Below are 19,487 nucleotides of genomic sequence, written 5' to 3'. Positions count from 1 at the left end.
GCATGACGCGTATCTTTTCAATGATGCTGGCGATGGTCATGCTGGGATTGGTTCCGAAAATCGCGCGGGCGGCGGACAAGTTCGAGTCCGGGCAATGCATGACACTGCACAATGACCGCAAGGACGGGCCTGTGAAGGACATGGCCGTGCAGTTGCAAGACGACATCATTAGGATCTCGTTCACCGAGTGGGATGTGCCCAACACCGAGTTCGAGACCAGTGCCAAGTGCTATCTCGTCAAGGGCAAGCTGGAATGCCAGATCGATTGCGACGGAGGCCACGTCACGGTTTCGTCGACGCCTGACGGGGCGTGGGAACTGGACAGCTCGCTGATCTACTCGATGACCGGTTCGGAGAGTCTTTTCACGGTGCAGCCGGGGCCTGACCTCGCCTCGCTGGTGGGCAAATTCAGGGTCTCCCGGGATGAGGGAAACAAGCAGTGCAAGGTCTTGCCCGACCATGTGTTCGCGGCTCTCCAGCCGGGCGACATCTCGCCGCGCGTCAAGCGGGTCGAACGGCTGCTCAGCCGGCTGGGGCTGCTGCTCGAATTCCCCGACACTGTCTATGACGAGGCCACGGCCGAGGCCGTTCGCCGCTTCCAGCGGCAATACGGGCTGACGCAGAGCGGGATCATAGACGAGGCGACATCGGCCACGCTGGTTTCGGCGGGCTTCGTCGGCACGGGCTGCTAAAAACTTGCAAGAGGAAAATGCTTCATGAAATTGTTGCGACTGTCAGTTCTGCTCGCCGTGGTCTTCGCGCCCGCCATGGCATTGGCCGATCCGATCGAGGGAGAGTGGAAGACATCAGATACGTCGATCGCAACGATCAACGGCTGCGGCGATCAATTCTGCATCGTCATGAAGACCGGCGATTGGCCGGGCAAGGAGATCGGCCGGCTCAAGGCGTCGGGCAAGGGCATCTATTCCGGCACGGTTACCGATCCGCGCGACGAGAGGGAATATTCGGGCCGTGCGACGCTGAAGGGCAATTCCCTGAAACTCACCGGCTGCGCGCTCAAGATCTTCTGCCAGACGGAAATCTGGTCGCGGCGCTGAGGCGGGTAGGCACGCGATGCCATCCACCGTGCCAGGAAGACGATTTTTTCGTCATCACGGCGCAACCGCGGCGGGCAAAAGCGAGGGCATGTGATAGAAAGCATGTCGAAGCGGATTGTCTCTTCTCTTCCGGGAGTTCCCGCCTGATGCCCACCACCTTCCTCTTCGACGGCGACGACACCGCCCCCGTCACCATCCTGCTCGCGCATGGCGCCGGCGCGTCGATGGATTCGCCCTCGATGACCGCCACCGCCAAGGCGCTGGCCGCCGCGGGCTTCCAGGTGGCGCGCTTCGAATTCCACTATATGGCGGCCCGCCGCTACGGCCAGCGCAAGCCGCCGCCGCGCGCCGAGACGGTGAATCCGGAGTACATCAAGGCGATCGCCGACTTGCGCGCCAGGGGCGTGACCGGGAAGCTTATCATCGGCGGCAAGTCGATGGGCGGGCGCGTCGCTTCCATGGTCGCGGACGAGATGTTCGCCAAGGGCGAAATATCAGGCCTGCTGTGCCTCGGCTATCCCTTCCATCCGCCCGGCAAACCTGACCAGTTGCGCACGAAGCATCTGATAGGGCTGAAGACGCCGACGCTGATTTTTCAAGGCACGCGCGACGAGTTCGGCACGCGCGACGAGGTGGCCGGTTATGGGTTGTCCGATGCGATCGAGGTGATCTGGCTCGAGGATGGCGACCATGATCTCAAGCCGCGCAAGAGCATTTCGGGATTTTCGGCGGCCGATCATCTGAAGACGCTGGCGGAGGCGGTGAAGGTTTGGATGGTGCAACCATCGACTTCGTCATCCTCGGGTCAAGCCCGAGGATGACGAACCGAAATGAAAATCGCCACCTTCAACATCAACAACATCAACAGCCGGCTGGAAAACCTCCTGTCCTGGCTGGCGGCGGCAGAACCCGACGTCGTCTGCCTGCAGGAGCTCAAGGCGCGCGACATGCAGTTCCCACGTACCGCGCTGGCGGACGCCGGCTATGGCGCGGTGTGGAGGGGCGAGCCGACCTGGAACGGCGTCGCCATTCTCGCGCGCGGCGCGGAACCCGTCCTGACCCGCGATGCCTTGCCCGGCGACGATGCCGACAAGCAAAGCCGCTACATCGAGGCAGCGGTGAACGGCATCGTCATCGCCTGCCTCTACGCGCCGAACGGCAATCCGCAGCCGGGGCCGAAATTTAAGTACAAGCTCGCATGGCACAAGCGCCTGGAGGCGCATGCCGAACAGCTTCTCGGCACCGGCCTGCCTGTCGTGCTGGCCGGTGACTACAATATCGTGCCCGAGCCGCGCGACATCTATGCCACCCGCTCCTATGACGACAACGCGCTGGTGCAGCCGGAAAGCCGCGCCGCCTTCGCCGCCCTCATCGAGCAGGGCTGGACGGATGCGCTGCGCAAGGTCTATCCGAAGGAGACGCTCTATACTTTCTGGGATTACCGCCGGAACCGTTGGCCGCGCGATGCGGGTTTGCGGCTCGACCACATATTGCTGTCGAAGACGCTCGTCCGCCGGCTGAAGGGGGCGGGCATAGACCGCGACGTGCGCGGGCAGGACGGCGCCAGCGACCATGCGCCGGTCTGGGTGGAGTTGAAGTGAGCGGCCGCGCGACAATCGTCACACGAACAGGCAGCGCCAACACGTAGCCTACAAAATCTCCAGCGGCCTATCCGTGCCCGCCGTCAATCCAGGCCCGGTCGTGTTGGTTGATCAGGTTCCGAGGGTCAATCCAAGACCGGCGGAGCCGAGGCGGTCGCCGTGACCGATTTCAAATTGCCCTTCTTGACCAGGACGGGCCGTACATAGGTCTTCTTCATATTCCAGCTCTCGACAATGGTGATGGCGTAAATCAATTAAAGCCGTCAAATCAACACCATTGACAGCCAGGGCCATACCGGAAAACCCGGCGAAGACGCGATATTCTTATTGCGGCTGGATCGACGGCGTCACCGCGACGACGGATTTCAGATTGCCCTTCTTGACCAATACCGGCCGTTCATAAATTTTCTTCATAATGCAGACTCTCCACTATATCCCAGCACGACAGTGACACAGTGCCGCCTGGTGTCAATATTTCGCAGGGGATAGTCCAACGCGTATCGGTGATGACTGTGGTAAATTGACATCGGTTCTTTTTGTAGCGCCTGATCAAGCCGAAGAACACATTTTTGCGCCGCGACGCGGGCGATCGCGATCAGCTTCGAACTGCTCTCTTGATCGAGGTCACTAACCGATCTTCTTCAAGGTTTTAGACGCATCCATCCGTCGCATGCAGGCACAGGATGCGTTTTGCGATAGACGGTTGACGCTGGTAGTGTCGCCCGAGAGCCCGGCGAGGGGGGAGCGCGATGAACAGATTGGCTGACAGGTTGGCTGCGCTTGTCCTTGCCGCGTTTGCGATCGCCTGCCTGGCGCTGATCTATCCGCTGATCGGCGCTGTCGCCTTGCACGGCTTTTCCGGGCCGGGCGCGAATTTGCCCCGGCTGGCGGCTTTCTCCGTGGCGGCGTTAGCCTGCCTGGTCGGCGCCTTGCTGTTCTGGGCCGGTCTTCTGCCTGGGCGGCCGGCGCATGCCGCCGGGGCGCCGCTGTTCGGCCGCACGGCCGAGGTGCGGGAGACTGGCAGGCCCGGCCTGCGCAAGGTGTTCTTCGCCTTGCCGTTGGTTGTGCTGGCGGCGCTGGCCGCCGACCGGTTCGGCCCGTGGCATGATGGCGGCGACGTGGCCAGCCAGCCGAGCGAGCCCAAGCCCAATGAACCCAAGCCAGATCAACCCAAACTTGCCGAACCCAAACCCGGTGAACCAGAAGGCCAGGATGTGGCCAGCGCGCCACCGGCAGCGGAGCCGGCTCCCGCGCCAGCCCCGCAACCAGCTCCGCCGCCGGTAGCCGCCAATCCGCCGCCGGCACCGGCGCCGCCAGCACCGCCCATGGCCGCGCCGGCGCCGGCGCCCGTCGCCCCGCCGGAGGTTGCGGTCATTCCGCCGCCCACCGTGGCGCCGTTGCCGCCGCCGCCACCGGCGGCTCCGACGCAGCCCGATGGCCATCGCGACGCGGTCGTGTGGCTGGCGGTGGCGCCCGATGGCCAATCGATCATGAGCGCCAGCACCGACCATGTGATCAAGCTCTGGGACATGGGCGGCAAGCACCTGATCCGCAACCTCGGCGTCCACAAGGACATGGCGCGCACCGCGCTCTACATGCCCGACGGCGTCAGCGCGCTGACGGGGGGCGACGACGGCGAGATCGTGCTGCGCAAACTTGCCGATGGCGCCGTGCTGCATGTCTTCCAGGCCGGCCAGAATGGCGGCGTCAATAAGCTGGCGATCAGCCCGGACGGCAAGCGTGCCGTCAGCGGACATGATACCGGCAACGTCATCGTCTGGGATCTCGTCAACAATTCGGTGCTGCATGTGCTGACCGGGCACGACTGGTCGATCAGCGCGGTCGCCGTCTCACCCGACGGCAAGCAGGCGCTCAGCGGCAGCATCGACGGCACGCTGAAGCTCTGGGACGTCGAAAGCGGCAAGCAGCTGCGCAGCTGGCACGGCCACGAGCAAGGCACCTATGGCGCCGTGTTCACCGCCGACGGGCGCCATCTGATCACCGGCAGCGGCGACCTGACGATCAAGGTCTGGGATCTCGACAGCGGCCGCGAGGTGAAGCGCTTCGACGGCCATGAGGGCACGGTCTACACGGTGGCACTGTCGGCGGACGGCAAGCGCCTGCTGTCGGGTTCGCTCGATGGCACGGCGCGCCTGTGGGACATGGAAACCGGCAACCAGATCGCGATGTTCGACAGCCAGACCGGCCCGATCTACGCGGTGGCCTTCGCCCCCGACGGCACGGTGCTGACCGGCGGCTACGACCGCACTATCAGGGATTGGCCGGCGGCCGGCGGCGACGGCGTGGTGCTGTTTGCCGGTGCGCCGCAGTGAGGGCTGGAGAGGCCGAGGGCAAGACAAGCCATGTTCGGCTCGCGCCTTGACGATTTGTCACTGTGTATACAACGACGGCTTAATTCCGAGCTGACGATTGGTCCGATAAGACGCCTGGATGAATTGGTGGATCGGCTTTTGCTGGATTGCCGGCAGCATCTGCTCCGCAATGTTGGACTATCGCGATCGTCACGTCGCGCGGCGGCGTCGTCTGGCGCCATGCGCTTGCCGTGGCCGACGCGGGCGGGGGGGCGCATTGTTGGGGTGTGCTTGGGCGCCCGCGTCAACCAGGGCGGCTCGTACCGCCGCGACAGCATCATTGCATATCGCGGCGCCCGCCGAAACTTCCGCGAAAGCGGAATAGGCAGGAGCCAAGACGTGGTTCCCGACCGGGCTGTTGCGTGAAACAGTTCTCGCCTCCGCCGCATTGACCCGCGGCGCGCGGGCGGCGAGGACTGGCGCTTTCAACAGGACCGGTGAGCCAACTGACGATTTTCCGCAACGCGAAGCTGGCCGATGGGTCGCTGGCGAATTTCTCTACCGCTCCGGCTTCTACGAGGACCGCGACCTGGCTGCTGCCTTCGATGTGGTGGTGGATTAGGGCATCATGGTTGGCGCCAAGGCCGATTTTGTGGCCATGCGGGCGCTGCATGTGCCCGAGGCGGTGGTAGCCGTGCCGAAGGACCGCACGGTCTATCGCCGGGACAAGGCGGTGGCCATGGACGAGACGATACTGGCGCGCCGAGGCGGCGTCCTTGACATGAGGCGAGAGGGCGCTCCGAAGCGCGGATCGATCAATTCGCCGCTCCGCGATCAGCTTGCTGGAACGATCGCGCCGGCACCGAAGACAGGGCGTGTGAGTCCGAAGACGCCTCGCCGAAGTAGAGCGCGCCGCCAAGGACGAGGAACACAATTCCCACCGCCATCAGCCCGACCATCAACACGGCGATCGCCGTACCGGGGCCGTGGCCTGTCCTGGTGATGATGGACCGATGTGACATCGCTTTTCCTCCTAAATGATCCGGTCTGGGGACCTTGCGGCAAACGATGGCAGAGGCGGGATGTTCCCGATGAGGAGCGTCATCGGCCCTTTGCGTTTCCTTGCAGGACCAAGGTCTTGGGTATCTGTAGCAAAGGTCCGGGAGGCCCTGTTCGGTTCCGGCAATGTCCATTGGACGTTCCGTTATTTTAGCCAAAGGAGATATAATGCCCTTGCCCTCCCGAGAGGCAGAAGGGTGTTGGGAAGGGCAATTATCAGCCGGCGACATGTGGCTGCGAGGTGGAATTCGCCACATTTCATCAGGCAAAGGCCGCAGCCCAGGGACAAAGAATTTATAGGGCTTCTTGCGCGGCAGGTCGTCATGCGGCACCCCAGCCGATGCCGATGCCGATGCCGATGCCGGAAGTCCGCGAGGAAGCGGACCCATTTGAAGAGGCTTACCGGCTTGCAGGCGAAGCAGGAAAATCCTGGATTGCCGCAGCCGCCCGCAAAGATCCATGAACTTGCTGAACATCGCCGTTTCCCGCGGCCAGGCACACTCGCTCGTTTCGAAACTCAAGATGCATCCCACACGACTGTTGCGGGAGTGGGGTCAGCTGCAAGGGCCTACGCCGAAATTGCGGGAAGAGGTGCTTGCAGCTCTGAAAAGGGCCGGTGATTGCAGCCCTCACGTCTCGTCGAACCGACCCTCGCGCGTCGGGTGGCGCTTGATCGCGGCTTCTTCCTCGTCGTCGGGCAAGGCGTCGTCGCTGTCCTGATTGGCGTTGTCGTCGTCTTCGTCCGGCAGCTCGCCATCCTTTTCCGTGCCGTAACGCATGTCGCCGTTTTCGGAGACGGAATCCGGCAGGATCTGGCCGCCCTTGACGGCATCCCAGTCCAGTTGCGCGATGGTCGGACCCTCGACATCAGGGCCGTCGTCATCGTCGGTGCGTGGTTTGCTGCGCCGTGCCATGCTTGGACTCCAATCCATGAAAGACTGAAGGCGAAACTCGGGATACAGCTGTTGGTTCCGCTTCGGACCGCGGGGTCCAGGCGCAGCTACCCCAGCCACCACCACAGTGCGGCAAGCACCGCCACCACAGCGGCGATCGCCAGCCCCAGCATGATGTACGACCCCTTGATGATGTCGCGGATGATCTTCTTGATCGTCTCGCGGTCGTTGAGATTGGGGAAGGGATCGTTGGGCAGCGCCACGCCGAGGAACTCGCAGAGCGGCGCCCAGCCCTCGGTCACCTTGTAGACCAGCAGCTTGTGCGGCGGCACCGCCGCCTTCACCTCCTCGATATAGGCGTTGTATCGCGCCACGGCCTTGGCGCGGTCGCCCATCACCCTGTCCAGCGTGCGGCCCCATATCAACTTGCGCGACATGTCGCCGAATTTCCGCCCGAACGGCGTCAGCCATTCCAGGATCTTGAACTGCCAGACATTCTCGGTGAAGTAGATCGTGTCGATGGTGCTTTCGTACCACGCCTCGGCGCCGCGCGGGTGCAAGGTCAAAAGCACCTTGGCATCGGGATAGGTGGCCAGCAATTCCTTCCACACGCAGCAGCCCGGGTTGTCGACGGTCGCCGTATAGTTGGCGAAGACGCGGTTCCAGTCGTGCTGGGTGCCGGGCGGGCTGTTGGCGACCTTGCGCCAGAAATCGAGATGGCCCTTGTTGGCCTTGTTCATGATTACTTCCTGCATGTGATAGCAGGGCAGGCCGAGCCTGTTCAGCGCAACAAAAGTAGACCACGTGCCTGTGCGGCCGAAACCGGCCCCAATCAGTTTGAGCGTCATTTCCCCCATCCCCCGCAGACTTATTTTCTGCGTTATCTCAGTCCGTGAGCATCAAATTGCGCCGGACCGGGCCAACGCGCAATAGCCGTTGCCCAACCGGTCGACCACATACTTGCGATTTTGCTAAAACAATGGAGCGTTGTGTGCGGGAAAATGGGAATTCGGGCAGGGAGTCGTGCGAACCGGGGCGGTTTCGGCGACTTTGGGAATCAATGTACTTTGGACAGTTTCTCGTTGGGATGTCAGCCACTTCAATCATTGTCGCGGTATGGACCTATATAGCCACCGGTTCTTTCTGGCAGGCGCTTGCGTGGACAATAGCAGCACTGCTTGTCCTGCAGGTCGGCTATGTGGTGCTCGTCGTGCGGCTGATCTACAGGGGCGCGCGCAATGCGACACGCCACGGTCAGGTCGACGCTGTCCCGCCGCTGCATCGCGACGGGATCTGGCTGTGAGCCTTTCATGGCCTGTCGTTTCGTTGAACATGCGGGCCGGGCGGAATCAGCCCGGCAGGGTGATCTCGCGGCTGAGCTTCACCAAGTCGCCGCGCGAGTGACGCCCGGTCTTCTCGAACACCTTTAGCAGATGGGTGCGAACGGTGCTTGGCGCCACGCCCAGCGTCCGTGCGATGGCGGCCGTCTTTTCGCCGGCCACGACGAGTTCGAAAACGCGCTGCTCCGCAGGCGTCAGTTCGTAGAGCAGGCGCATGGCATCGGCGGGCATTTCGAGGGGAGCGGCGGCGTCGCCGATGAACACGGCGACCACGGCGCGTCGGTCCACTCCGCCGCGCAAAGAGCGGTTCTCGAGCGGCATCACCTGCACGGCAAGTGCTGTACCGTCTCGGGACTTTGCCGCGATGCCGATGCCGCGACGGCCCAGTTCCTGTTCGGCGCGCGCGGCGGCCTGCACCGCTGCTTGCAAACGGTTTGGCACGAGTTCGCGCGGCAAGGTGAGCTTGCCGCGCACGGAGGCTATCGGATCACCGTTCCCCAACATGGCCCGGGCCACGGCATTGGCATGCACGATCGCCATGTCCCCGTCGACCAGAACCACGGCCGAACGCGTTGCGTCGAGCGCGGCCTCGAATGTCGCGGCAGCCGAAGCCGAACTGTCCAGCAGGCGGCTGATGATCGCCGCGCGCCGCACATGTGGCGCCATGAAGCGCAGGCCGTCCATATGCACCTGCGTGAGCGGCCGCGAGGATTCGTGCAGGCCAAGCCCGATATTGCCCACCATTGTACGGTCGCGCGCCAACATGATGCCGACCTGATCGACAAGACCGAGCGGGCGCACCCATTCCTCATAGAAGCGATTGCCTTCCCAGACATCCGGCCCTGTGATCCGCGACTGAAGGATGGGCTCCTCCAGCGGCATCTCGGCCATCCGAGCCACGCCGCCCCAAAGCTCGATCACGTCGTTATTGTAAGCCTGCATTCCGGCGAGGTACTCGTCGGGAATGTTGGTGGTTACCTGCACAACGGCGCTCCCAGTAGGCATGGCTATTACGGAGATTGCGCCTAGATGGAAGCCGAAGTGGCGGCGCATATCGTCGAGCGCCTTCTGCCAGAGGTGGGGCTCAATGACCGCATCATAGAAGGTGCCGATCATGTCGGTGAGTTCTGAAGACCTATCTGGCAAGCGATGCTCTCCCCCGAAAGCGCCCAGTGACTGAAATACAGCATAGTGTGGGTACGTTGGCTAGTTAGGACAGTGATCTTGTCCCATTCCCCGTTGATACACTGGCTCCAGCTTCGCCGTATCCACCAATTGGTGGATGCCGGCATCCGATTCGCCGACTAGGTTCCTGTCGATTGCGAATCTGGTTTTCGATCAGGCGGGGGCGTTTGCGGATGACGAAGCAGTGCGGCGTGGTGCGTGGTGCGGTTACGGTCGGCGTTTGGGGTGGCAGCGTTTTTTCGGAATGCTCGAAGACCACTCGAACCTTCCTGAATGTTTCATCAGTCGCGCTTGGCATCGCGTTGTGTTCGGGCACCTCGGCTCTTGCCGATGACTGCGGCGACGGGTCCGGTCTGGACGGTGCCTATGCCTGTGGATCTGGCGCGCTCGCATCCAACAGCCCGGCCAACAGCGCATTCGGCAACAATGCCGTGGCCACTAGCGATGGCGGCAATACTGCGGTTGGGGCGGCTGCGACCGCCGGCCTTGGTGCCAACAACACGGCTGTCGGCTACAATGCGCTCGCATTTGGCAACGGCGCCACCGCAATCGGACAAGGTGCCAATGCCAGCTTTGACGCATCCACGGCTGTGGGCCAGGGTGTTTCCACGACCAGGGATAACCAGGTTGCCATCGGCACTGGCCAGGCGACGTACACGCTGGCCGGCCTGCCTTCGGCAGCCAGCACCAGCGCCCAGTCCGGCACGACTTACTTTGTAACGACAGACAGCGCCGGGAATCTGGCTGCCTCTACATTCGACCTGGCAACGCTGTCGGCCTTGCCGGCGACGGTCGCGCAGAACAGTTCCGACATCAGCGCCCTGCAGGGCACGGTCAGCGGCCACACCACGGAACTCGCCAACCATGAAACGCGCATCACCAACAATGAGGGCGATATTGCGCAGCACACGACCCAGATCGCCTCGCTCGACACGCGAGTGACCACGAACACCGCCGACATAGCCACCAACACCAGCAACATATCCATCAACACCGCCAACATCGCCATCAACACCGCTGACATCGCCACCAATACCAGCAACATCGCGTTGCTGGACGGCCGCGTGGGCAGCCTTGAAAGCGGGCTGAATGCGGTCAATGGCAGGATCGACAAGGCTTTCGAAGGCACAGCCATGGCGCTGGCGATGGCCGGCAGCGGCCTTCCCGGCGACAAGAACTATGCCGTGTCGCTGAACTGGGGCACGTTCCAGGGCGAAAATGCCTTTGCCGGCAGCGCGCAGGCCCGCATCAGCGAAAACGTCATCCTGAGCGGCGGCATCGGCGTCGGCGCTGGCAATCACACCGTTGGCGGGCGTGCCGGCGTGACTGTCGCCTGGTAGTTCGGGACCAAGCCGGGCTGTTGGTCATGAGCGCTGCCCACCGGCCAGCTTCGCCCTGGAGAGGCATTGCCCTGGCCGCATTGCTGCTCGCGATGCCGGCAAATCTTGTCGCCTCGCCGACAATGGCGCAAGCGTCCGGCACATCCGACAAAAGGGTCCAGCCCAAGCCGGCCCAGATCGATCGCAACGGCGTGCTGATCTTGACGCGCAGCGTCCTCTTGGCGCTCGACCAGGCCAACAAGACCGGCAATTACACCGTGCTGCGCGACCTTGGCTCGCCCAATTTCCAGGCCAACAGCGCGGCAGGGCTCGGCGACATCTTCGCCGCCCAGCGCAAACAGGCGCTCGATTTCAGCGCGGTTGCGGTGCTCGAACCGCAATTGACGCTGCTGCCGCAGATTGAGCCCAACGGCATGCTGCACATGGCCGGCTTCTTTCCCTCGGCGCCGCTGCAGGTGAATTTCGAACTGCTGTTTGAGCCGGTAAACCGGCAATGGAAGATTTTCGGCGTCTCGGTCAACCTCACGGCGGGCGGGCCGGCGGCACCGGACAAGCCGGCGGTGGATAAGCCTAAGCCATCTGAAGCATCGCCGCCTCCCGAGGCTCCATCGGTCACCGTCGGGAAAAAGACGACCAAGCGGTAGTTTCCTGGTCGCGCCTTACAGACAGCCGCGAAGCCTACCAACCTATCCATTCGCGGGTACGCCAGGCGAGGCCAGCAAAGGGCGCCATCAGCGCGATGACGACAAACATCAGCGTGAAGGGATGCTTGGTCACGGGAGGGCGGGGAGCCATGGCGCGATATCCTTGCTTGGGATTTCCTCGAATGCGTGCACAACGTCGTCAGGGCGCCGTGGTTGCATCGAGGGCAGCCCATGTCGCCTTGGCTGGAACCGGATGCCGGCACCGGCGTTTTCCTGGTGTGACCGGTGAGGCTGCCACCTCCGCCGGCATCGTCTAAGGCTCGCTCTGCTCCCGGCAGCGCGAGCCTTTTTCGTCGCACCGCGCAACGGCATCCGGAACGACATCGCGCTCTTTACGTTAGCTATCGCTAAGGCGATCGGTAAATCGTGTTTACGGAAGAGGCACCTATGCGCATCTTTCCGTTGTAAGCGTATTTTGCTTTATGTCTTAAATATTAGGATTAATTTTTGATATTTCGCCATAGGCTGAGTGATACAACTCATGCGTAAACTAATAAAATCGGCGTTTGTTTGGCATGCCGCATTTATTCCACAAATTGCGATGGAACCTCGTGGTATCGGCTGAGTTATTCTCCTGGGTGGCTACTGAATAAATACAAATGGAGGTTACCGTGAAACATTATCTTTCGAGTGCAGCAGCCGCGATCGTCCTGATGGGCGGCATGGGTGTGGCGATGGCCGACACAATCGTCGTTCAGCCCGAGCAGGAGACGGTGGTTCGTGAATACGTCAAGAAGCAGCCGCTGGCGTCGGTTAACCTGCTCGGCCTTGAGCTCAAGCTCGGCTCTCCTGTGCCGGACAAGGTAGAATTGCGTGAGGTGCCGAACGTCAAGTACCGCGTCGCCGTGATCAACGACCAGACCGTGCTGGTCGATCCCGATACGCGTCAGATCGTCGAGGTGCTGCACTGATCCATGGCGCGGCCATGACAGTGGGTGCGACACCAGTCTAGCCTTGGGAAAAGCCCGCCACGGTCCGTGGCGGGCTTTCTTGTGAAGCTGGTCTTGCCGCTGTCTATTCGGCGGCCAGCTTGTCCTGCGTCTTGGTGTCGAAATCCCCGGCGTCGTGGCGCTCGTGCAACTGCAGGGCCGGTTCGCCGAAGGCGCGGTTGACCATGCGGCCGCGCTTGACCGCGGGGCGGGCGTCGATCGCCTTCGCCCAGCGCTGTACATGGCTGTAGTCCTGCACCGACAGGAACTCGGCGGCGTCATTGTACATGCGGCCAAGCGCCAGCCCGCCATACCAGGGCCATACCGCCATGTCGGCGATCGAATAGTCCTTGCCGCCGAGATATTCGGTCTCGGCAAGCCGGCGATCGAGCACGTCCATCTGCCGCTTCACCTCCATCGAGAAGCGGTCGATGGCATATTCGAATTTCTGCGGCGCATAGGCGTAGAAATGGCCGAAGCCGCCGCCAAGATACGGCGCCGAGCCCATCTGCCAGAACAGCCAGGACAGAACTTCGGCGCGCGCCGGCTGCTCGGTGGGCAGGAATTCGCCGAACTTTTCGGCGAGATAGACCAGGATCGATCCGGATTCGAAGATGCGCACCGGCGTCGCGCCGCTGCGGTCCATCAGAGCCGGGATCTTGGAGTTCGGGTTGACCTCGACGAAGCCGCTGCCGAACTGGTCGCCATCGTTGATCCTGATGATCCAGGCATCGTATTCGGCGCCCTCGTGGCCGCGCGCCAGAAGCTCCTCCAACATGACGGTGACCTTGACGCCGTTCGGCGTCGCCAGCGAGTAGAGCTGCAGCGGGTGCTTGCCGACGGGCAATTCCTTGTCATGCGTCGGCCCGGCGATCGGCCGGTTGATGCTGGCAAAGGCGCCGCCATTTGCCTTGTTCCAGGTCCATACTTTCGGCGGGGTGTACTCTGTCATGTCGGGCCTCGTGGGGAAGATAGCGTGGGACGGGATGGGCAGATCCATCTACAGCTAGGGCTGCGGAGGCGGAAGTTCAACTTGCGTTGAACTATTGTCAATGTGGGTGCCGGTCTCGACCTTCTCGCCGCGTGCCGCCCTTCGCTGGCTCCTGCCTTTCAGGCGTTCAGCCCCTGAAGGCCGACCGGGCCTTCACCGTTCGAAGCTCGAAAAGCCAAGCAATTGGCTTTTCGTCCGCCGCGCGGACCGCTTCTCACCCCTTGCACCATCCCCTCCGAGGCATACCTATAGAAGAAGCCGCCAGGGCATTTGCATCGCAGGACAAAATCATGGCCATCAATCCCAACCCGCGCTCCGTCGTCGCCGTGCGCGCCACCGTTCCCGACGATGCCTTCACGGCCGGCGCGCTGGGCACGCTCAGGGAAGGCAGCGGCGTCGTCATCCGGGATGACGGGCTGGTGCTGACCATCGGCTATCTCATCACCGAGGCCGAGGAGGTCTGGCTGACCGCGCATGACGGCCGTGTCATCCCGGCGCACGCGCTGGCCTATGACCAGGAATCGGGCTTCGGTCTGGTCCAGGCACTGGCGCCGACCGGCCTGCCGGCGGTGGCGCTGGGCGATGCCGGCAAGGCCCGGATCGGCGACGCGGTGGTGCTTGCCGACGGCATCGGCCGGGCGGTCGAGGCCAAGATCGTCACCAAGCAGGAATTCGCCGGCTATTGGGAGTATCTGCTCGACGAGGCGATCTTCATCGCGCCCGCGCATCCGTCCTGGGGCGGTGCGCCGCTGTTCGGCGCCGATGGCGCACTGCTCGGCATCGGCTCGCTGCGCCTGCAGATGAGCCGCGCCGGCGAGGTCGCCGATATCAACATGGTGGTGCCGATCGATCTGCTGCCGCCGATCCTCGACGATCTCCTGACGCGCGGCCAGGTGGCCAGGCCGCCGCGTCCATGGCTTGGCGCCCTGTCGGCCGAGAGCGACGGCAAGGTGGTGGTGATGAGCGTGACCGAGGGCGGCCCAGCGGCAAAAGCCGGCCTGCGTCAGGGCGACGTCATCTCCGAGGTCCGCGACGGCGCGGTCGACGGGCTCGCCGATTTCTACCGCAAGCTATGGGACAGCGGCTCGGCCGGTGCCGAAATCCCGATGCGCGTGGTGCGCGACGGCCGCGAGACCTGGCTGCGCGTCAAGTCCGCGGACCGCGGCAGCTTCCTGAAGAAGCCGCAATTGCAGTAGGCTGGGCGATTTCGGCCAGGCGATGCATCCAAGACTGCTCAAGACCTTTCTCGCGGTGGCGCGCAGCCGCAACATCACGCGCGCCGCCGAGGCGGTTCACCTCGCGCAATCGAGTGTCAGCGACCAGATCCAGACCCTCGAGGCCGAGCTTGGCGCTGCCTTGTTCACGCGCTCGAAGTCGGGCCTGGAGATGACGCCGGCGGGGCTGGCGCTGAAGCCGATCGCGGAAGAGTTGCTGCGGCTCGACGTCGAGGCGCGCGCGGCGGTTCTGCTGGCCGCCGGGCAGACAAGCGGGGCGCTGAGCATCGGCGCGCTGGAAACGATCGCCTCGGCCCGGCTGGCGCCCTGGCTGCCTGGGTTCCAGGCCAGCCATCCAGAGATCACCGTGCGGATGAAGGTGGCCGACAGCGGCACGCTGCGGCACCTGCTCAGGGATGGCGATATCGATGTCGCCTTCTGCTTCGAACGTCGCGACCGCGTGGGGGGCGCCGCCGATGAACGCCTGGCCAGCCGCACGATAGGGGCCGAACCGCTGGTGCTGGTCGCGGCTCCAGGGCAGGCCACCGCGCCACGCGGGTTGGAAGACCTTGCCGCGCTGTGCTTCGTGGCGACCGAGCCTGGGTGCATCTACCGTCATATGGTCGACACTGCTTTTGCCGAGGCGGGCATGGCGGCACCGAGGCTTGCCGCCGAAGCCGGCAGCATCGGCGCCATCGTCCGGCTGGTGGCGGCGGGCGCCGGCCTGGGCCTCGTTCCACGCCTTGCCGCCAGCGACGCGCTTGAGCGTGGTGATCTTGTCGAACTGCCATGGCCCGGCCGGATGCGGGCGGCGCCGCTGGCGATGATCTGGCGGCGCCGGCGCGTCCAGCCGCCGGCGCTCAGGCAATTGCTCGCCGCCGCGCGCGACATACTGGCGCCGGAACGCTCCGGGGCTCGTTCAGGTCTTGAATCGGCCGAAGGGTCCAAGGCCCTGTTTCCAAACAACTCTCTGAAAACGAGCGTCACCAGCTAAACCAGCCGGTGCCCGCCCTCGACATGCAGCGTCGTTCCGGTGGTAAAACCATTGCCGATCAGGAAGGCGATGGCGTCGGCGATGTCTTCCGGTCGGCCGACCCTGCCGACGGGCAGCCGCTCGGCCATCGCGGCAAGCGTCTCTGCCTTGCGGTCGCCGGCGACCTGCGCCCAGATCTCGGTATCGACCCAGCCGGGCGAGACGGCGTTGACGCGGATCGGCGCGAGCTCGACGGCAAGCGCCCGCACCAGCCCTTCGAGCGCGGCATTGACCGCGGCGACGACCGAGCCGCGCGCCGCCGGCCGGTAGGCGGCGATGCCTGAAACGAAGCTTATCGAGCCGGTTGCCGCCAGCCGTGGCGCGCCGTGCTTGGCGAGCAGCAACGGGCCATAGAACTTGCTCTCGACCACGCGTTGCGCCGCCTCGAGATCGAGCTCCGGCAGCAGCCTGTAGGCACCTTCAATATCGGCCGCCGTGCTGACGATGTGGTCGAGCCCGCCGATGCGCGCGAACAACGCCGCAACCTGGTCTTCCCGGGCGATGTCGACGACGGCTACCTCCAGGCCGGCGGGATTGCCGAGCGCCTCGCGCGCCTGTTGCAGCCTCTGGTCGCCGCGCCCGGCGATGACGATTTCGGCACCGGCCTCGACGCAACGCCTGGCCAGCGCCAGGCCCATGCCGGAGCCGCCGCCGACGATCAGGATTTTCTGGTTTGAAATGCTCATGTCGCTCTGCCTTTGCTGGATTGGACAAGGGCAGGGGATTGGCAGGTCAGGGCACCATGGGAAAACGGAAGAAACCGATGGTGCTATCGGAGAGGCCGATGGTGTTGGCCGCCCAGTGGGACCGTCTCGTTCAACGCACCAGCGGGCTGTCCCACACCGCGAACAGCAGCGCCTTCAGCTGGTGAAGCGCTCCGGCCCGAGCTCGGTGCGCCACTCCTCCTCGATGTCGCGCAATATGTCCCCGGCGGCGATCGGCCCGGACTATTTCCACGAGATCTTCGCCATGTTCCACGCCACCGCGGGCGGCCCGCCTGACAAAGCCGGGATGATGGGGATCATACGCCGCCATGGACTGACGCCGGCCACCCCGCCACCGGCCTAGGCGGCCTATCTTCCCGCCGTGCGGGCGCAGTTCGGCGCTCCTACTCGCGTTCGTGGCTCGCGAACACCACCAGGTTCCCGTCGGGATCGCGCATGCGCATGATCCAGAAATGGTCGGCCTCCTCGATCGGGCCGGGTTGGAGGCCGGCCGCCACCAGCCGCTGCCGTTCGGGTGCCAGGGGCAGGACGCCGAGCGTCAGCGTCGAGGTGCCGGCCTTGTCCTTGTCCTCGAACAGCTGCAGCTCGGCGCTCTCGGTGAAGTGCCACTCGGCCAGCCCCGGCATCGGCCGGCGCAGCGGCGGCTTGCCGAAGAGCTTTTCGTACCAGCCGATGCTGGCTTCGAGATCGGAACAGCTGACATGGGCGAAAATGGTCTCTATCGCCATCGGGACCTCCATCGGGCGGTTGCACTGAAGCCGCAACGCGGCGATGGATGGGCCGTTCCGTTGCTTCGCGGCGGCGTGCCCCACTGCTGCCTAAAACTGACAGTGGACTGCGCCATGATGCGGGCAATCGCACCATGACGGAGGCAAGATGAAAGCGACGCCAGCGACAATGATGCCGAACAGGCGGGCTGGCTGATGGCACCGGTCAAGGTCGATCCCGCCAAGGTCCGGGAATTCCCCGACGCGGCCAGTTTCCACGCCTGGCTCGGCCAGCACCATGCCACGGAAACCGAAGTGTGGATCAAGGTGCACAAGGTCGGCTCGGGGCTGAAGTCGATCACGCCGAAGGAGGCCATCGACGTCGTGCTGTGCTTCGGCTGGATCGACGCGGTGCGCAAGGGGCTCGACGAGAACAGTTTCCTGCAGCGCTACACGCCGCGCGGCAGGAAGAGCATCTGGAGCAAGATCAACATCGACAATGTCGCGCGGCTCATCGAGGAGGGCCGCATGACCGGGCATGGGCTGAGCCAGGTCGAGGCCGCCAAGGCCGACGGACGCTGGGCGCGCGCCTATGGCAGCGGCAAGGAGATGAAAATCCCTGACGATCTGCAGGCGGCGATCGACGCCGAACCAGCGGCGAAGGCGATGCTGGAAAAGCTCAGCGCGCAGAACCGCTTCTCGCTCGCCTTCCGCACCCACAACATGAAGACCGAGGCCGGCCGCAAGAAGAAGATCGAGACCTTCGTGGCGATGCTGAAGCGCGGCGAGACGATCTATCCGCAGGGCAAGAAGTAGGGCGCGTCCGGCGCTGGAGCGTGGGTCGACGTTATAGGAATGGTCGGCGAGGGCGGCGCCGACGCCATCAGGATGTCGTCGCGCACGGCCTGGACAAGAAAATCGAGGACTGTCGTCACACGCGGCGGTATATTCCGGCGGGATGGGTAGACGATGTTGATCGGCAGGCGTGTCGGCGGAAAGTCCGGCATCAGCCTGACCAGCCTGCCGGCTTCGATGTCCGGCCCGGCCAGGATGTGGGAGAGCACCGCAAGCCCGGCTCCTGCCAATGCCGCGCGATGGACGGCCATTGAATTGTTGGCGACAAGGCGGGGCTCGATGCGCAGAACAACGTCATCCGCTCCACCGGAGAACGACCATGACCGGCCGTCGCCGCCACGGCTGTAACAGATGCAGGCGTGATCCTTGATGTCTTGCGGGGTTCGCGGTGCGTCGCGTCCCTTGAGATAGGCTGGCGAGGCGACGAGAAAGGCTGTTGTCCAGCCGATCCGGCGGCACATCAGGCTGCTGTCACCTACCGGCCCGAGCCGTACCTCGAGATCGATTGCGTTCGCGACCAGCTCGGACGGCTCGTCGCGAAGGAGCAGTTCGACCTGAAGTGCCGGATGGCGCTCCAGCAGCGTTGCCAGGCGGTCGCTGATGAAGAAACCAAGCGGCGTCGGCAGGCTGAGCCTCACCTTTCCGGATACGGCTGCCGCTTCGGCGCCGTTGGCCTGGCCGAGCGCTTCGACCGCTTCAATGACGCGCAGCGCCATCGGCAGCACCCGTTCACCCTCCGCCGTCAGGGCGAGCGCGCTCGTCGTGCGGTGCAGAAGGCGGGTCTTCAGATGCGCCTCCAAAGCGGAGACCTGCCGGGATACAGCCGGCTGCGTCAGATCGAGGTCGATGGCAGCCGCAGAGAAGGATTTTGTCTGCGCCACGCGCAGGAACGTTCGCAACGCCGATACGACGTCCATCCTCGCCCTCATACTTTTCGACATAAGCCTTATGTCCGCATTCTAGGCGGGTGGCACTTTACTGTCCAGAGATTATGGATATTAAATATCCTTAAGGACATAAAATATCCTCAAATAAGGGAAAGCCATGACACACCGCCTCAACGCCGCGCAGCAATCGCCTGAATTGTTCAAGAAGCTCATCGATCTCAGCATGGCTGAGACACATGGCGCCATCGAAGAGAAGATCCGCGATCTGGTCCACATCCGGGCTTCCCAGATCAATGGCTGCGCCTTCTGCCTCGACATGCATGTCAAGGAAGCCAAGATCCATGGCGAGAGCGAGCTGCGGCTTTACCACGTCGCCGTCTGGCGGGAATCGAGCCTTTTCATTCCCCGTGAACGCGCCGCCCTTGCCTGGACCGAGGCCGTCACCAAACTCCCCGAAGGCGGTATCCCGGACGAACTCTACGAGCGCGTGCGCGGGCAGCTCTCTGAAAAGGAAATCTCCGACCTCACCTTCTCGATCATGGCCATCAACGCCTGGAACCGCGTCAACGTCGCCTTCAAGACCGTGCCCGGCTCCGCGGACAAGGCCTACGGTCTCGACAAGGCCGGCCTGAACTAACCCGTCGCCGAACAAAC

Annotated in this window: 25 protein-coding genes; 15 read left to right on the top strand and 10 right to left on the bottom strand. The window is 63.7% G+C overall.

The features are described 5' to 3' along the window. Window positions 1-2: 2 nt before the first annotated feature. The 4 genes from AC1VON_RS27560 (at window position 3) to AC1VON_RS27545 (ending at window position 2,659) form a co-directional block, all read left to right on the top strand. Window positions 3-692, top strand: coding sequence for a peptidoglycan-binding domain-containing protein (locus tag AC1VON_RS27560; RefSeq protein WP_483125534.1), 690 nt, complete (start codon window positions 3-5; stop codon window positions 690-692). Between the two features lie 24 nt (window positions 693-716). Next, window positions 717-1,058, top strand: a complete 342-nt coding sequence (locus AC1VON_RS27555; protein WP_483125533.1) for a DUF2147 domain-containing protein — start codon at window positions 717-719, stop codon at window positions 1,056-1,058. A 146-nt stretch (window positions 1,059-1,204) separates the two neighbouring features. Then, window positions 1,205-1,879 carry an alpha/beta hydrolase family protein gene (locus AC1VON_RS27550; protein WP_483125532.1) on the top strand — a complete coding sequence of 225 codons (675 nt, stop codon included), beginning with the start codon at window positions 1,205-1,207 and terminating at the stop codon, window positions 1,877-1,879. 9 nt (window positions 1,880-1,888) lie between these two features. After that, on the top strand, window positions 1,889-2,659 hold the full coding sequence (locus tag AC1VON_RS27545) for an exodeoxyribonuclease III (RefSeq protein WP_483125531.1): 771 nt from the start codon (window positions 1,889-1,891) through the stop codon (window positions 2,657-2,659). A 111-nt stretch (window positions 2,660-2,770) separates the two neighbouring features. On the opposite strand, the gene AC1VON_RS27540 is transcribed toward AC1VON_RS27545, so the two are convergent. Both AC1VON_RS27540 and AC1VON_RS27535 read right to left on the bottom strand, forming a co-directional pair. Beyond that, on the bottom strand, window positions 2,771-2,953 hold the full coding sequence (locus tag AC1VON_RS27540; RefSeq protein WP_483125530.1) for a hypothetical protein: 183 nt from the start codon (window positions 2,951-2,953) through the stop codon (window positions 2,771-2,773). A 30-nt stretch (window positions 2,954-2,983) separates the two neighbouring features. Then, a complete protein-coding gene (locus AC1VON_RS27535) occupies window positions 2,984-3,073 on the bottom strand; it encodes a putative RiPP precursor (protein WP_483125529.1) in 90 nt (29 codons plus the stop codon). Between the two features lie 335 nt (window positions 3,074-3,408). Between AC1VON_RS27535 and AC1VON_RS27530 the strand changes: the two genes are divergently transcribed. Further along, window positions 3,409-4,992 carry a WD40 repeat domain-containing protein gene (locus AC1VON_RS27530; protein WP_483125528.1) on the top strand — a complete coding sequence of 528 codons (1,584 nt, stop codon included), beginning with the start codon at window positions 3,409-3,411 and terminating at the stop codon, window positions 4,990-4,992. 397 nt (window positions 4,993-5,389) lie between these two features. Then, window positions 5,390-5,593 carry a hypothetical protein gene (locus AC1VON_RS27525; protein WP_483125527.1) on the top strand — a complete coding sequence of 68 codons (204 nt, stop codon included), beginning with the start codon at window positions 5,390-5,392 and terminating at the stop codon, window positions 5,591-5,593. Window positions 5,594-5,786: 193 nt separating this feature from the next. On the opposite strand, the gene AC1VON_RS27520 is transcribed toward AC1VON_RS27525, so the two are convergent. After that, window positions 5,787-5,993 (bottom strand): hypothetical protein, encoded by a 207-nt coding sequence (locus AC1VON_RS27520; protein WP_172349444.1) that lies wholly within the window; start codon window positions 5,991-5,993, stop codon window positions 5,787-5,789. Between the two features lie 278 nt (window positions 5,994-6,271). Between AC1VON_RS27520 and AC1VON_RS27515 the strand changes: the two genes are divergently transcribed. After that, entirely contained in the window at window positions 6,272-6,493 is a 222-nt protein-coding gene (locus tag AC1VON_RS27515) for a hypothetical protein (protein WP_483125526.1), read from the top strand. A 166-nt stretch (window positions 6,494-6,659) separates the two neighbouring features. Here AC1VON_RS27515 and AC1VON_RS27510 read toward each other — a convergent pair whose 3' ends face one another. Together AC1VON_RS27510 and AC1VON_RS27505 are read right to left on the bottom strand one after the other, a co-directional pair. Then, window positions 6,660-6,944 (bottom strand): hypothetical protein, encoded by a 285-nt coding sequence (locus tag AC1VON_RS27510; RefSeq protein WP_483125525.1) that lies wholly within the window; start codon window positions 6,942-6,944, stop codon window positions 6,660-6,662. A gap of 86 nt (window positions 6,945-7,030) precedes the next feature. After that, on the bottom strand, window positions 7,031-7,771 hold the full coding sequence (locus AC1VON_RS27505; RefSeq protein ID WP_483125524.1) for a sulfotransferase family protein: 741 nt from the start codon (window positions 7,769-7,771) through the stop codon (window positions 7,031-7,033). Window positions 7,772-8,010: 239 nt separating this feature from the next. Between AC1VON_RS27505 and AC1VON_RS27500 the strand changes: the two genes are divergently transcribed. Further along, the gene (locus tag AC1VON_RS27500) at window positions 8,011-8,226 is read left to right on the top strand and encodes a hypothetical protein (protein WP_483125523.1); all 216 of its coding nucleotides are present in this window, start codon (window positions 8,011-8,013) and stop codon (window positions 8,224-8,226) included. A gap of 46 nt (window positions 8,227-8,272) precedes the next feature. On the opposite strand, the gene AC1VON_RS27495 is transcribed toward AC1VON_RS27500, so the two are convergent. Further along, entirely contained in the window at window positions 8,273-9,379 is a 1,107-nt protein-coding gene (locus AC1VON_RS27495; protein WP_483125522.1) for a helix-turn-helix transcriptional regulator, read from the bottom strand. Window positions 9,380-9,621: 242 nt separating this feature from the next. On the opposite strand from AC1VON_RS27495, the gene AC1VON_RS27490 reads away from it, so the two are divergent. The 3 genes from AC1VON_RS27490 (at window position 9,622) to AC1VON_RS27480 (ending at window position 12,403) form a co-directional block, all read left to right on the top strand. Beyond that, window positions 9,622-10,788 carry a YadA-like family protein gene (locus tag AC1VON_RS27490; RefSeq protein ID WP_483125521.1) on the top strand — a complete coding sequence of 389 codons (1,167 nt, stop codon included), beginning with the start codon at window positions 9,622-9,624 and terminating at the stop codon, window positions 10,786-10,788. Between the two features lie 26 nt (window positions 10,789-10,814). Then, the gene (locus AC1VON_RS27485) at window positions 10,815-11,432 is read left to right on the top strand and encodes a hypothetical protein (protein WP_483125520.1); all 618 of its coding nucleotides are present in this window, start codon (window positions 10,815-10,817) and stop codon (window positions 11,430-11,432) included. Between the two features lie 671 nt (window positions 11,433-12,103). After that, the gene (locus AC1VON_RS27480) at window positions 12,104-12,403 is read left to right on the top strand and encodes a DUF1236 domain-containing protein (protein ID WP_172349448.1); all 300 of its coding nucleotides are present in this window, start codon (window positions 12,104-12,106) and stop codon (window positions 12,401-12,403) included. Between the two features lie 103 nt (window positions 12,404-12,506). On the opposite strand, the gene yghU is transcribed toward AC1VON_RS27480, so the two are convergent. Further along, on the bottom strand, window positions 12,507-13,373 hold the full coding sequence (yghU, locus tag AC1VON_RS27475; RefSeq protein WP_483125519.1) for a glutathione-dependent disulfide-bond oxidoreductase: 867 nt from the start codon (window positions 13,371-13,373) through the stop codon (window positions 12,507-12,509). Between the two features lie 329 nt (window positions 13,374-13,702). Between yghU and AC1VON_RS27470 the strand changes: the two genes are divergently transcribed. Further along, window positions 13,703-14,608, top strand: coding sequence for a S1C family serine protease (locus AC1VON_RS27470; RefSeq protein ID WP_483125518.1), 906 nt, complete (start codon window positions 13,703-13,705; stop codon window positions 14,606-14,608). A 22-nt stretch (window positions 14,609-14,630) separates the two neighbouring features. Further along, entirely contained in the window at window positions 14,631-15,620 is a 990-nt protein-coding gene (locus AC1VON_RS27465; RefSeq protein WP_483125517.1) for a LysR family transcriptional regulator, read from the top strand. On the opposite strand, the gene AC1VON_RS27460 is transcribed toward AC1VON_RS27465, so the two are convergent. Then, on the bottom strand, window positions 15,617-16,345 hold the full coding sequence (locus tag AC1VON_RS27460; protein WP_483125516.1) for an SDR family oxidoreductase: 729 nt from the start codon (window positions 16,343-16,345) through the stop codon (window positions 15,617-15,619). The genes AC1VON_RS27465 and AC1VON_RS27460 overlap by 4 nt on opposite strands. A 422-nt stretch (window positions 16,346-16,767) precedes the next feature. Beyond that, on the bottom strand, window positions 16,768-17,112 hold the full coding sequence (locus AC1VON_RS27455; protein WP_483125515.1) for a VOC family protein: 345 nt from the start codon (window positions 17,110-17,112) through the stop codon (window positions 16,768-16,770). Window positions 17,113-17,307: 195 nt separating this feature from the next. On the opposite strand from AC1VON_RS27455, the gene AC1VON_RS27450 reads away from it, so the two are divergent. Further along, window positions 17,308-17,907 carry a YdeI/OmpD-associated family protein gene (locus AC1VON_RS27450; protein ID WP_483125514.1) on the top strand — a complete coding sequence of 200 codons (600 nt, stop codon included), beginning with the start codon at window positions 17,308-17,310 and terminating at the stop codon, window positions 17,905-17,907. Here AC1VON_RS27450 and AC1VON_RS27445 read toward each other — a convergent pair. Further along, window positions 17,886-18,863 carry a LysR family transcriptional regulator gene (locus AC1VON_RS27445; RefSeq protein WP_172349458.1) on the bottom strand — a complete coding sequence of 326 codons (978 nt, stop codon included), beginning with the start codon at window positions 18,861-18,863 and terminating at the stop codon, window positions 17,886-17,888. The genes AC1VON_RS27450 and AC1VON_RS27445 overlap by 22 nt on opposite strands. 127 nt (window positions 18,864-18,990) lie before the next feature. Between AC1VON_RS27445 and AC1VON_RS27440 the strand changes: the two genes are divergently transcribed. Beyond that, a complete protein-coding gene (locus tag AC1VON_RS27440) occupies window positions 18,991-19,470 on the top strand; it encodes a carboxymuconolactone decarboxylase family protein (RefSeq protein ID WP_172349459.1) in 480 nt (159 codons plus the stop codon). The last annotated feature ends 17 nt before the right edge of the window (window positions 19,471-19,487 follow it).

It is taken from the genome of Mesorhizobium sp. HAY1-8B (genome assembly GCF_056868045.1).
This window is presented reverse-complemented; position numbering and strand designations above follow the sequence as displayed.